This window comes from Curtobacterium sp. MCLR17_042 (assembly GCF_003234695.1).
Classification (GTDB): Bacteria; Actinomycetota; Actinomycetes; order Actinomycetales; family Microbacteriaceae; genus Curtobacterium; species Curtobacterium flaccumfaciens.
Genome location: NZ_QKTD01000002.1, coordinates 192219 through 206274, shown reverse-complemented (window position 1 = coordinate 206274; position 14056 = coordinate 192219). Strand labels below are relative to the sequence as shown.

General features: G+C 73.7%; 5 protein-coding genes and 1 other RNA gene. 5 read left to right on the top strand and 1 reads right to left on the bottom strand.

Features of this window, described 5'->3' with window-relative positions; genetic code table 11:
* Window positions 1-20 precede the first annotated feature (20 nt).
* The gene (locus tag DEJ02_RS03170; RefSeq protein ID WP_027466390.1) at window positions 21-1217 is read left to right on the top strand and encodes an acetate/propionate family kinase; all 1197 of its coding nucleotides are present in this window, start codon (window positions 21-23) and stop codon (window positions 1215-1217) included.
* Window positions 1218-1761: 544 nt separating this feature from the next.
* Here DEJ02_RS03170 and DEJ02_RS03165 read toward each other — a convergent pair.
* Window positions 1762-2436 carry an SDR family oxidoreductase gene (locus tag DEJ02_RS03165; protein WP_071405018.1) on the bottom strand — a complete coding sequence of 225 codons (675 nt, stop codon included), beginning with the start codon at window positions 2434-2436 and terminating at the stop codon, window positions 1762-1764.
* A gap of 37 nt (window positions 2437-2473) precedes the next feature.
* On the opposite strand from DEJ02_RS03165, the gene ffs reads away from it, so the two are divergent.
* From ffs to recR, 4 genes are all read left to right on the top strand, one after another.
* Window positions 2474-2570: signal recognition particle sRNA small type (ffs, locus tag DEJ02_RS03160), an RNA gene on the top strand.
* Window positions 2571-2803: 233 nt separating this feature from the next.
* Window positions 2804-10429, top strand: coding sequence for a choice-of-anchor G family protein (locus DEJ02_RS03155; protein ID WP_111031972.1), 7626 nt, complete (start codon window positions 2804-2806; stop codon window positions 10427-10429).
* Between the two features lie 164 nt (window positions 10430-10593).
* Window positions 10594-13398 (top strand): DNA polymerase III subunit gamma and tau, encoded by a 2805-nt coding sequence (locus DEJ02_RS03150; protein ID WP_111031971.1) that lies wholly within the window; start codon window positions 10594-10596, stop codon window positions 13396-13398.
* Complete coding sequence (gene recR / locus DEJ02_RS03145; RefSeq protein ID WP_017888680.1) at window positions 13398-13997, top strand: recombination mediator RecR; 600 nt, start codon at window positions 13398-13400, stop codon at window positions 13995-13997. Before DEJ02_RS03150 ends, recR begins: the two co-directional genes overlap by 1 nt.
* Window positions 13998-14056: the final 59 nt, after the last annotated feature.

The following is a 14056-nucleotide window of genomic DNA, read 5'->3' as shown; positions in this document are numbered from 1 at the left end:
CGACAGAAAGTGACCACCCCGTGACCGCAGCCCTCGTCGTCAACTCCGGCTCGAGTTCGTTCAAGTACCAGCTCATCGAGCTCGAGGACGAGCGCACGCTCGCCTCCGGGCTCGTCGAGCGCATCGGCGAGTCCGCCGGGGCCTGGAAGCACACCAACGCGCTGACGGGGGAGTCGTCGTCCAACGACGCCGCGTCGGTGCCCGACCACGCGGCCGGGTTCCAGGCGATGATCGACGCGTTCGCGAAGGTCGGGCCGTCGTTCGACGAGCACCCGCCCGCCGTCGTCGGCCACCGCGTCGTGCACGGCGGCACCACCTTCGACCGCGCGACGGTCGTCACGGACCAGGTCGAGCAGCAGATCGAGGACCTCAACAGCCTCGCGCCGCTGCACAACCCCGCGAACCTCGAGGGGATCCGGGCCGCGAAGCAGGTCTTCTCGGACGTCCCGCACGTCGCCGTGTTCGACACCGCGTTCCACCAGACGATGCCGCCGCACGCGTACACGTACGCGATCCCAGCCGACCTGGCCGCCGAGTACGGGATCCGCCGCTACGGCATGCACGGCACCAGCCACAAGTACGTCTCCGAGCAGGCCGCGGAGTTCCTCGACCGGCCGCTCGCCGAGCTCAAGACGATCGTGCTGCACCTGGGCAACGGCGCCTCGGTCGCGGCGATCGACGGCGGCAAGTCCATCGAGACCTCGATGGGCCTCACCCCGCTCGAGGGACTCGTCATGGGCACCCGCTCCGGTGACCTCGACCCCGCGGTGCTCATCCACCTGCACCGCGAGGCCGGGATGACCTTCGACGAGCTCGACACCATGCTCAACAAGCGGTCCGGCCTGCTCGGCCTGACCGGCAACGGCGACATGCGGGACGTGCAGGACGCCGCCACCAAGGGCGACGAGCAGGCGGAGGCGGCGCTCGCCGTGTACCGCCACCGCATCCGTCGCTACGTGGGTGCCTACACGGCGCAGCTCGGCGGGCTCGACGCGGTCGTGTTCACCGCGGGGGTCGGCGAGAACAACGCGCTGCTGCGGCGGCGTGTGCTCGCGGGGCTCGAGCACCTGGGCATCGAGATCGATCCGGACCGGAACGAGCTGGCGTCGCGGGACGCCCGCCGCATCTCCACCGACGGCTCACGGGTCGCGGTGCTCGTGATCCCGACGAACGAGGAGCTCGAGATCGCCCGGCAGTCGGCTGCGGTCGCGCTCTGACGCGTGGCGCCGCGGTGCGGCGCGGCGTCGGGGCGTTGCGGCGGCACGGTGCGGTGTTCGTGGGCAGGTGCGGGGTTGCCTGGTGGGTGCGCGCTTGCAGCGCGGCACGGGGCGCGGAAGTCCGCACGGGGTGCGCAGGTGCGCACGGTGCGGACGGGAGGCGCGGGGCGGGCTGGCTCCGTGCCTCCCGTCCGTCGGTGGGTCGCGTCCGGCGCATGGTGCGGGGTTGCCTGTTGGGTGCGCGCTTGTAGCGCGGCACGGGGCGTGGAAGTCCGCACGGGGTGAGCAGGTGCGCACGGTGCGGACGGGAGGCGCGGGGCGGGCTGGCTCCGTGCCTCCCGTCCGTCCGTGGGTCACGTCCGGTGCACGGTGCAGCATTCGTCGGTTGGTGCGGGGTTGCCTGCTGGGTGCGCGCTTGCAGCGCGGCACGGGGCGCGGAGGTCCGCACGGGGTGAGCAGGTGCGCACGGTGCGCGGCCCGGCACCTTCGGCGAGGAGCCCGCACGGGGCGGCGAAGCGCGCACGGTGCGGGCGGCACCGACGGGTCAGGTGAGCGCGTTCAGCGCCGCCGGGATCGGGGTGTCGCCGCTGGTGACCTCGAACTGCACGCCGACTGCGGCGTCGTCGAGCAGGGCGTGCAGGACGACGGTCGCGACGTCCGCTCGGGGGATCGAGCCGCGCGGGACCGTCCGGCCGACGTGGACCGTGCCCTGCGGCGGCGTGTCGAGCAGGCCGCCGGGGCGCACGATCGTCCAGCGGAGGCGTCGGGCCCGCAGGTTCGCGTCCGCCTCGGCCTTCGCCCGCAGGTAGACCTGGAACACCGCGGCGTCGTCCTGTGCGGGCACGACGGCGAGCTCGGGGTCGTAGGTGTCGGCCGCCATCGCGGAGATCATCACGTACCGCTCGATGCCGGCACGCTCGGCGGCGTCGGCGAGCAGGATCGCACCGTCGCGATCGACGGTGAGCTTCCGTTCGGCGCCGCTGTTCGGCCCGGCACCGGCGGCGAACACCACGGCATCGACACCGCGCAGGCGGAGCGCCAGGTCGTCGTCGCCGAGCTGCTCCAGGTCGGCGACGATCGCACGCGCGCCCTGTTGCTCGACGTCGGCCACGTGCGCGGGGTTGCGGACGATCGCGACGGCGTCGTGGCCGGCGTCGGTGATCTGGCGGGCGAGGAGCAGGGCGATCTGGCCGTGTCCTCCGGCGATGGCGATCTTCATGTGTTCGAGTCTGCCCGTTGCGTCCGGTAGACTTCTCGGCGGCTCCTCACGTGACGCCATCCAGGCCAACTCCCCCAGGGCGGAAACGCAGCAAGGGTAACCAGGCTCTGGCGGGTGCGTGAGGAGTCTTCTTCGTTCCGGGTCGAGTCGGCTCCCCGGTGTCCGCCCCCCGTTCGGGAGGTCTCGCGTCCTTTTTCGTCGATGCTTGCGGACAGCTTCCTGATCATGTGTAAAGATCTGCCTCAGGAATCCCCAACCAGGATTCCAACCCTCCACCGCCTCACCAGCGGAGGAGCCTCCGCCGCCTCACCAGCGGTGGATTCCGAGGATCAGGTGGCGGGCGCGCCCGCCAGGAAAAGAGACACGCATGCGCAGGCACGCGTCGCTGCCCGGTACCCCCGTACCCTCCGCAGCGGACGAACGGACACGACGGATCACCCGCGCCGACGGCCGAGCTCGAGGGCGAGCGACGGACGGTCGGCGGTTCCTCCTGCGCGGCGGCGTCGTCGCCACGGTGACGGCGCTCATCGCCGCCACCGTGGCGATCCAACCCGCTGCGGCCGCCCAGAACGACGTCGCCGAGGCCGAGGGGCTGCTGCTCAGCGGCTCGGGCATCGTCGACGCCGATGCGGTTGCCCAGCTCGGCGGCGCGTACTCCGCGCGGGGCGCGGCCTCGGGCGGCGGCACCACGAACCAGCCGCTCAACCTGACGGCGCTCAACGCCGTCGGGGTGGACCTCGGCAACGACATCAACTTGCTCGGCCCGAACGGCATCCTGACCCTCGGCGTCGACGGTCAGTACGCCACGACCTCGGCCACGGGCGCGACGGCGTCGTCGGGGCTCCTGACGAACGACGGCGGCATCGGGGTCGGCACGGGGTCGGGCACCGGCGCCGCGACGGTCGACCTCAACCCGCTGTTCTCGCGCGTCGGCGCCGACACCACGGTGCTGTCGAACGCGCAGCTGGAGATCGGTGCCCTGGCCTCCCGGATCCAGGCGACGCGCGGCACCGCGGTCGAGACGACGACCGACTACCGCATCGCCGGTGCGGAGCTGGACCTGACGAGCCCGGCGGTCGCCGGACTCAGCACCGCGCTCCGGAACGACCTGCGCACCTTCTCGGGCACGGTGAACTCCGCGGTCGGCGCGGACGGGGCCCTCTCCGGTACCACGACCGCCCTGACCGCCGACATCCAGCGGCTGCTCCGTGGCACGAGCCTCGGCCTGGTGAACGTCAACGGCACGAACGTCACCGCGGCCGTGGACCTGAACCTCGACGACACCCTGACCCGGGTCCTGCAGGAACCCCTGACCGACGGCGCCGTGACGATCACACCGGCGACGGGCGCGATCACGGTCGACCTCGACCAGCTGACCACGCTGAACGGCCAGCCGGCGAACACGTCGGTGCTGACCGAGGCGGCGGTGAGCTCGATCAACCGGAGCATCACGACGATCCTCGGCACCCAGCTGCCGACCGCACTGCAGACGGCGGTCGTCAACACGATCAACTCGACCGCGGTCCGGGTGAACGTCACCGCGAACGTCAACCTCGCGGGCATCCCGCTCACCGCACTGGCCCTCCGCGCGGACACCACGCTCGGCGCCCTCGCCGGCACGTCCCCGGCCACCGCGACGGTGACCGCGACGGGCGGGCCCCTCGGCCTGAACGCGCTCGGCACCCTGCTCGCCCCGGCGGTCAACACCGTCGTCATCCCGGCGCTGCAGACCATCGTGCGTCCCCTGGTGACGGGGACGGCCCTGACGAACCTCGGCACCACGCTCACGGCGACGACCTCGGCCGTCTCCACGCTGCTGAGCCCCGTCGTGCTGCTGCTCCGTCAGGTCGTCGACCTCACCGTGAACGCGCAGGACACCACCGGCTTCCGCGACCCCCGCGGGTACGACACCGGATCGCGGAGCGTGCACGCCCTGCGGCTCTCCGTGCTCCCCGGGGCGAACGTCGCCACCGTGGACCTCGCCACCTCGACCGTGCGCGCGACGGCGTTCGCGGCGCCGACCATCACGGCGCCCACGGCCGGACAGCAGTTCACCGTGCCGTCGGCGAACTCGACCCGCAGCGTCGTCGTGAGCGGGGCCGGCGAGCCCGGCGCCGCCGTGGCCGTCAGCCTCGGCGGAGACCTGACCGGCACCGCGACCGTCGCTGCCGACGGGACCTGGACGACGACCATCGCCGACGTCCCCACCGGTGCGTACACCGCGACCGCGACCCAGACGGTCGGCGGCACCGCGGCCGGCACCGCGACGCAGGAGTTCTCCGTCGTCGCCCAGCGCGCCCTGACGATCACCACCCCGACGGCCGGTCAGACCTTCACCACCACGGGGGAGACCGCCCCGGTCACCCTGACGGGCACCGCGACGGCGAACGCGCGCATCGACGTCGACCTCGGCGGCGGCGTGACCGCGACGGGCACGGCGGACGACGCCGGCGCCTGGAGCGTGATCGTTCCCGAGGTCCCGGTCGGCGAGCAGACGGCGAGCGTCACGCAGACCGTCGGCGACACGACCTCGGCACCCGTGACCCGGTCCTTCCGGGTCGTGGCCGCAGCCGGCCTGACCGTCGACACCCCCACGGCGGACCAGGACTTCCCGCTCGCCGGCGACACCCGGTCCGTCCCGTTCTCCGGCAGCGCGCAGGCCGGTGCCCGCGTGGACGTCGACCTCGGTGACGGCCTGACCGCCACCACCCGCGCGAACGCCGACGGCACCTGGTCGACGAGCGTCACGGACGTCCCGGCCGGGGAGTACTCGGCCGAGGTCACCCAGACCGTCGGCGGCACCACGAGCGCCGCGGTCACCCGGGACTTCACCGTGACGGCGGCCCCCGCGCTCACCATCGACGAGCCGGCCGACGGCAGCACCATCACCGTCGCCGACGACAGCTCGACCACCCCGGTGACGGTGTCCGGCTCGGCCGCTCCGAACGCCCGGGTCACCGTCGGCATCGGTGGTTCCTTCACCGCCGCGGTCACCGCGGACGAGGACGGCGCCTGGACGACGACCTTCGCCGACGTCCCGGTCGGGGAGCGCACCGTCACGGCGCGTCAGAGCGTCGACGGCACCACGTCCGGCCCGGTGGAGACCACCTTCACCGTCGAGGCGGGCGACCCGCTCGCGATCACCGCGCCCGCGGACGGCGACGTGGTCACGGTCCTCGACGCCGGCACCACCACCGACCTCGACCTGGCCGGCACGGCCGAGGCCGGCGCCGAGGTGCGGGTCTCGCTCGGCGACGGACTGACCGCCACCACGACGGCCGACGACGACGGCACCTGGACGCTGACCGTCACCGACGTCCCGGTCGGTCGGTACACGATCTCGGCGACGCAGACCGTCGGCGGGACCACCTCGCCGGCCGTCCGCCAGGTCGTCACGGTGCAGGCGGGCGCCCCGCTCGCCGTCACCGCTCCGGCGCAGGACGCCACCGTCACGGTCGCGACCGACGACTCCGTCGTCGACGTCACCGTGCGGGGCACCGCGCAGCCCGGTGCCCACATCGAGGTCGTCCTGGACGACGGCGACGCGGTGTCCACCACCGCGAACCCGCAGGGCGCCTGGTCGGTGGTCCTCACCGACGTCGGCACCGGCGACCACACCGCGACGGTCACCCAGACCGTCGACGGCGCGACCTCGGCACCGGTCGACCGTGACTTCGCGGTCGAGGCCGGCGACGAGCTCGTCATCGTGGCACCGGGTGACGCCCAGCAGGTGCCCGCCGGCACCGGTGGGCAGGCCAACGTGGTCGTCCGCGGCACCGCGGAGCCCGGCGCGACCGTCGCCGTCACGATCGCCGAGGGCGACCCCGTCGAGGTCGTCACGGACACGGCCGGCAACTGGGAGCTCCCGACCACGCAGCTCGGCATCGGTGAGCACACCGTCGAGGCCGTGCAGACCGTGAACGGCACCGACGGCCCGGTGGTCACGCGTGACTTCACCGTGGTCCCCGGCAACGCCATCGTCATCGACACCCCGGCGAGCGGCGCACGCTTCGTCGTGGTCGACGCCGACGCCACCGCGACCGTCCGGATCACCGGCACGGCCGAGCCCGGCGCCGCGGTGACCGTCTCGGTCGGCCCCGGCACCCGGTTCACCACCACGGCTGACGACGACGGACGCTGGGCGGTCGACGCCACGGGTCTCGCACCGACCGGCGTGTACACGGCGTCGGCGAGCCAGGAGGTCGAGGACGTCGTGACGAGCGCCGTCCCGATCACCTTCGAGGTCGTCACGGCCAACGCGCTGACGATCACCGGTCCGGCCACGGACCCGATCACGGTCGCCGGACCGGACGTCGAGCGCGACGTCACGGTCACCGGCACCGGCCAGCCCGGCGCCGCGGTCACGGCGACCCTCGCCGGCTCCGAGGACCAGGAGACGACGGTCGGTGCCGACGGCACGTGGTCGGTCACGTTCCCCGACCTCGGGGTCGACGAGCACCAGGTCGCGGTCACCCAGACCCTGCCCGGCACCGTCTCCGACCCGCGCACCTCCGACCCGGTCGAGCGCACGGTCACGATCGAGGCCGCCGATACCGTCACGATCACCGCACCGGAGACCGACGTGGTCCTCCTCGTGCCGGACGCCGACGCGACGCGCGACGTCGTGGTCACGGGTTCGGCGGAGCCGGGCGCGCCGGTGACGGTGCGACTCGGCGACGACGAGGCGACCACCACCGCGGACGCGGACGGCGACTGGACGGTCACGTTCGGCGGGGTCGGTGTCGGCACCCCGACGCTCACCGCCAGCCAGACGGTCGGCGGGACCACCGCCTCCAGTCCGGACCAGACCGTCACGGTGCGGGCCGGGACCGCGCTCGCCATCGTGACCCCGGAGGACGGCGACGTCCTGACGGTCGCCGACACGTCCGGCACCGCCGACGTCGAGGTGACCGGTCGGGCGCAGCCCGACGCCGAGGTGACGGTCCGGATCTCGACCGGCGAGACCGAGACGGTGACCGCGGACGAGGACGGCCGGTGGGACACCACCTTCCAGGACGTCCCGGTCGGTGACCACCGCGTCACCGCGACGCAGGTCGTCGGCGGGCAGACCTCGACGCCGGTGACGGCGGCGGTGTCGGTCCGTGCCGGAGCCCCGCTCGTCGTGTCCACCCCGCGCGGTGCCACCACCGTCACGGTGGCGGACGACGACGCCACCACCGGGGTCGACTTCGCGGGCACCGGTGAGCCGGGCGCGACCGTCACGGTCGACCTCGGCGACGGCGGGACCGCCACGGCGACCGTGGACGAGGACGGCCGTTGGGCGACCACGGTCGAGGACGTGCCGACCGGTTCGTTCACGGCCTCGGTCACGCAGGCCCTGAACGGCACCACGAGCGCGGCGGTCGAACGACCGGTGTCCGTGGTCGCCGCCGCGGACCTCACCATCCGTGAGCCCGGCGACGACCCGATCACGGTGGCCGACGGCGACGCGACGACGACCGTGACGGTCGCCGGTGACGCCCAGCCCGGCGCCACGGTGACGGTCACCGTCGACGACCGCGACCCCGTCGAGGTCACCGCTGGTGACGACGGCTCGTGGAGCGTCGACGTGCCGGACCTCGGTGTCGGCGAGCACACCGTCGAGGTGACGCAGACCGTGGACGGCTCGACCTCGACCACGCCGGTCGAGACGACCTTCGAGATCGAGGCGGGCGCGCCCGTCGTCATCACCGAGCCGACGGCCGACCAGGAGTACACGGTCGCCGACGGGGACGGCACGACGACGGTCGACGTCGCCGGCACCGCCGAGCCGGGCGCGACCATCGTGGTCGACCTGGGCGACGGTCGCACCGAGTCGACCACCGCGGACGACGACGGTGCGTGGAGCGTCTCGGTCCCCGGTGTGCCGGCCGGCACCACGACCGTGAGCGTCACGCAGCGCATCGACGGCACCGAGTCCGCGCCGGTGACGGTGGACGTCCGCGTCCTCGTCGCCGACCCGATCACGATCGCCACCCCGGCGGACGGCACCACGATCCGGGTCGCCCAGCGTGACTCCGTCGCGACCCTCACCGCCGCGGGGGCTGCCGAGCCCGGTGCCGAGGTCCGTGTCACGATCGACGGCGGCGACGCCCGGACCGTGACCGCGACCGACGCCGGTACCTGGAGCGTCGAACTGCCGGACACCACCGTCGGCGAGCACACGATCCGTGCGACCCAGACGGTCGACGGCTCGACGTCCGCGGCGGTGCGCAGCACCTTCACCGTGGCACCCGGTGCCGCGCTGACGGTCACCGCGCCGGCCGACGACACCACGTTCACCGTGCCGAGCACCGACCCCACCGCGACCGTCCCGGTCGGCGGCAAGGGCCAGCCCGGCGCGTCGGTCAGTGTCGTCCTCGACGACGCCGACCCGGTCGTGGTGCGTGTCGGCACCGACGGACGGTGGGAGACCACGCTGACCGACGTGCCGGCGGGCGAGCACACGCTCGTCGTCACCCAGGTCGTGAACGGCACGACGTCCGACCCGATCGAGCGCGACGTGACCGTCGTGGTCGCCGCCGCGGACGCGATCGTCGTGACCAGCCCGGCCGACGGCACCGACCACCGGGTGCTCGGCGGTTCGACCGACGTGCGCGTGACCGGTACCTCCGCACCGAACGCCGCCGTCTCGGTCCGCATCGACGACGGCATCGCGGTCACCACGACCGCGGACGACGACGGTACGTGGTCCGTGACGGTGCGGGACGTCGACGAGGGAATCCACACGGTCGCCGCCAGCCAGACGGTCGACGGTGCCACCACCGACGCTCCGCAGGTCGGCTTCACCGTGACGGCCGCGACGCCGGTCGTCATCTCGAGCCCGACCGACGGCCAGGCGTTCCCGACCACGGGGTCGACGACGTCGGTCCCGGTGAGCGGCACCGCCGAGCCCGGCGCGACCGTCACGGTCGACGTCGACGGCCGGACCGCCACGACGACCGCCGGCGACGACGGTTCGTGGACGGTCACGATCGGTGGCGTCCCCCTCGGGGACCACACGGTGTCGGTGACGCAGACGGTCGGCGGTCGGACCTCCGACCCGGTGACCGCCGACGTCACGGTCGTGGCTGCGCAGGAGACGGGCATCGTCATCACGAGCCCCGACCCCGGGCAGCTCATCCAGGCGGACGGCTTCGGTGACACCGGCTCGTTCACGGTGACCGGTCAGGCCACCCCCGGCGCCGCGGTGACGGTGACCCTGTCCACCGGGCAGGTCCGCACCACCACCGCCGACGACGAGGGGGCGTGGAGCGTCGTGTTCGAGCGTGTCCCCGAGGGGGAGTGGACGATCAGCGCCACGCAGTCGGTGAACGGCACGACCTCGGCAGCGCCGCAGGTGCCGATCGTGGTCGACACCCTGGAGCCGCTCGCGGTCACCTCTCCGACACCGGGTTCGCAGTACATGGCGGACGAGGACGGTGACCACGACCTGATGGTCACGGGCACCGCCGAGCCCGGCGCCACCGTCACCGTGCAGCCGATGGGCCGTGATGCGGTCGCCACGACGGCTGACGAGGACGGCGAGTGGTGGGTCATGGTGGGGCTGCCGGTCGGCGGCCACATGCTGCGCGTCACCCAGTCGGTCGGCGGGTTCACCTCGCAGGCGCAGATGCTCCGCGTCATGGTGATGGACGACGCGGTGGACCCGGAGGAGCCGGGCACGCCCGGGACGCCCGGAACGCCGGGCACGCCGGGGACGCCGGGGACGCCCGGAACGCCGGGTGCACCCGGTCTGCCCGGGACGCCGGGGACCGGCAACGGGACCGGCACCGGCGGTGGCTCCGGGAACGGCTCCGGCATCGGCGGTGGCTCCGGGAACGGCTCCGGCGCCGGGATCGGTGGCTCCGGCAACGGCACCGGCGCCCTCGCCTGGACCGGCGCGGACGTCGTCCCGATCGCCGGCACCGCGGCGGGCCTGGTGGCCCTCGGGTTCCTGCTGCTGGGGCTCTCCCGCCTCGCCGGCAGGCTCCGTCGCCGCACCCGCGGCTGAATCCGCACCAGCGTCACACACCGCGCCTCCCGCCCGTCGACCAGACGGACGGGAGGCGCGGTGCCGTCCGGGCGCTCGGCCCACCGCCGACGGGTGGTCCGGCCCGGCAGGACGACCTGTGGACGGGCACGCGGGTTGTCGGTCGTGACGGCTACCCTTGTCGCGTGGTCACCGCCCTGTATCGCCGTTACCGGCCCGAGAACTTCGCCGAGCTGATCGGGCAGTCGCAGGTCACCGACCCGCTCCGCACGGCGCTCCGCACGAACCGCGTCAACCACGCCTACCTGTTCAGCGGGCCCCGTGGCTGCGGCAAGACGACCTCGGCCCGCATCCTCGCGCGCTGCCTGAACTGCGCCGAGGGCCCGACCGACACCCCGTGCGGCGTCTGCCCGAGCTGCGTGGAACTCGCCCGCGACGGCAGCGGTTCGCTCGACGTCATCGAGATCGACGCCGCGAGCCACAACGGTGTCGACGACGCACGTGACCTGCGCGACCGTGCCGTGTTCGCGCCGGCTCGCGACCGCTACAAGATCTTCATCCTCGACGAAGCGCACATGGTGACGCCGCAGGGCTTCAACGCACTGCTCAAGCTGGTCGAGGAACCGCCGGAGCACGTCAAGTTCATCTTCGCGACGACCGAGCCCGAGAAGGTCATCGGCACCATCCGGTCGCGCACCCACCACTACCCGTTCCGGCTCGTCCCGCCCGCGGTGATGCTCGAGTACATCGAGCAGCTCTGCACGCAGGAGTCCGTGTCGGTGGCCCCCGGCGTCCTGCCCCTGGTGGTGCGTGCCGGCGGTGGATCCGTCCGCGACACCCTGTCGCTGCTCGACCAGCTGATGGCCGGCAGCGAAGACGGTGCGATCGCCTACGAGCGTGCCGTGGCCCTGCTCGGCTACACCGACGCCGCCCTGCTCGACGACGTCGTCGACGCCCTGGCCGTCGCCGACCCGGCGTCCGCGTTCGCCGCGATCGACCGCGTCGTGCAGACCGGACAGGACCCCCGCCGCTTCGTCGAGGACCTGCTCGAGCGTCTGCGTGACCTGATCGTCGTCGCGGCGACGAACGAGAGCGCCGCCGCCGTCCTGCGCGGGGTCTCCCCGGAAGAACTCGACACCATGAGCCGCCAGGCCGGGGTCTTCGGCGCGACCGGGCTCTCCCGCTCCGCCGACATCGCGAACCGTGCCCTCACCGAGATGACCGGCGCGACCTCGCCGCGGTTGCACCTCGAACTCATGACGGCCCGGATGCTCGTGCCCGAGGCCGACGACACCCAGCGCGGAGCCCTCGCCCGGGTGGAGCGGCTGGAACGTCGTGTCGGGGTGGGTGACGTCGGTGGACACGACGCCGGTGGACACCAGGCCGGCGCCGGCGAGCAGTCCGCTCCCGCCGTCGCCGCTGCACCGCGTCGTGAGCAGCCGGCAGCCGCGGCTCCCGCAGCGCCTGCTCCCTCCCTCGCCCCGACGCCCGCTCCGGCAGCAGCTCGGACGACGCCCGAGCGTCCCGTCGAGCAGCCCGCCGCGCCGCAGGCCGACTCCGGAGCCGTGGCTCGTGACGCCGCAGCATCGTGGGCAGCGGTCGCTCCGAGCACTCCGGGAGCGCCCGGACAGACCTCGGCCGAGCCCTCGAAGCCGGATCCCTCGAAGCCGGAGCCCTCGAAGCCCGCGGCCGAGCCGGTCAGCCCGTCGTCCACCGGTCAGGGCACGACGATCGGTGACGAGCCCGCCGTCCGGACCGTCGGTGCCGTCGGCTTCCAGCAGATGCGCGACTCCTGGCCGCAGATCGTCGAGCACGTGCAGCACGCCAAGCGTTCGGCGTGGTCGGTGGTCGTCACGGCGCAGGTCACCGCGCTCCGCGACGACGTGCTGACGCTGACGTTCCCGAGCCAGCAGGACGTCGCCTCGTTCAAGGAGATGTCCGACCCGTCGGCCAGCGTCAGCGAACTGCTCCGTGCCGCCATCGTGGACGTCCTCGGGCTCCGGGTGAAGTTCGTCGCCCGCGGGCCCGGACAGCAGCAGCGTCCCCAGCAGCAGCAGCAGCAGGAGTCGGCTCCGGCACAGCAGGCTGCACCGGCCCAGCGTCCGGCGCCCGCTGCCCAGGCGCCCGCCGCCGCCGCCGCGACCCCGGCGCCCGAGCCCGCAGCACCGGAGTCCTCGGCACCGGCTTCCGCTGGTGAGCCCACGCCGACGGCTGCACCCGCCGCCGAGCCGAAGGCCGCGTCGGCAGCACCCGAGTCGACGGCACCTCCTGCGCCGACAGCAGCGCCCGCGCCGAAGTCCCCACCGGCGCCGAAGTCCTCGCCGGTGCCGAAGGCAGCGCCGGCCGCGTCCGCCCCGCAGCGCGACCAGGCACCGGCCGAACCGGCGCCCGCTCCGTCCGGCGCACCGGTGACGGATTGGGCGGTCGCGACCATCCCCGCCAGCGACCCCACCGTCGACGCCGTCCCGGAGTCCGTCGAGCCCAGCTGGGCAGCACCCTTCGGCACCGTGCCGGCGTCCGCGCCGGTCGCCCCCGCCGAGACGAGCACGCCCCAGCCGGCCGAGTCGGCACCGTTGGCCGCACCCGCGCGACCGGGCGCTGCCACGGCCGGGCAGCCCGACCAGCCGACCACCCCGGGGCCGCAGGCGGCGTCCGGAGCGGGAGCCGTGCCTCCCGGCGGTCCCGTCGTGCCGGGCGTTCCGGTCGACGACTACCCGCTCGACGACGAACCGTACGACGACGGCGCCCCGTTCCCCGACCCGGGGATCGGACGCGGCGCAGCACCAGCAGCACCCGCAGCCGCGGCGCCGGCAGCCCCGGCGCAGCAGGCCGCACCGCAGCGTGCGGCCCAGCCCGCCGCCGCTCCCGCGCGCACCGCACCGCCCGCACGCCGGGCCCCGGTCGCCGGCCGGTACGGCGAGGCCGTCGTGCGTGAGATCCTCAACGCCCAGTTCATCGAGGAGACCGCTCTCCACCAGGACGGTGCCTGATGTACGACGGGATCGTCCAGGACCTCATCGACGAGTTCGGTCGCCTGCCCGGCATCGGCCCGAAGTCGGCGCAGCGCATCGCCTTCCACATCCTGCAGACCGAGTCGTTCGACCCGAGCCGGCTGTCCGAGCTGCTCGCCGACGTCAAGGAGCGGGTCCGCTTCTGCGAGATCTGCGGCAACGTCACCGAGAACGTCCAGTGCAGCATCTGCCGCGACCCGCGCCGCTCGCCGGCGACGATCTGCGTGGTGGAAGAGGCGAAGGACGTCGCGGCGATCGAGCGCACCCGGGAGTTCCGTGGGCTGTACCACGTGCTCGGCGGGGCGATCAGCCCGATCGACGGCATCGGACCGGACGACCTGCGCATCCAGCAGCTCATGACGCGCCTGGCCGACGGCACCGTGGCCGAGGTCATCATCGCGACCGACCCCAACCTCGAGGGCGAGGCGACGGCGACGTACCTCAGTCGGCTGCTCGTCCCGATGGGCATCCGCACCACCCGGCTCGCGTCGGGGCTGCCGGTCGGCGGCGACCTGGAGTACGCCGACGAGGTCACGCTCGGTCGTGCCTTCGAAGGGCGCCGCGTCGTCGGCGGCTGACCGCCACGCAGGATCCTTGCGTCGGGGCCCGCTCGCACGCAACATCCCCGAAACACCGA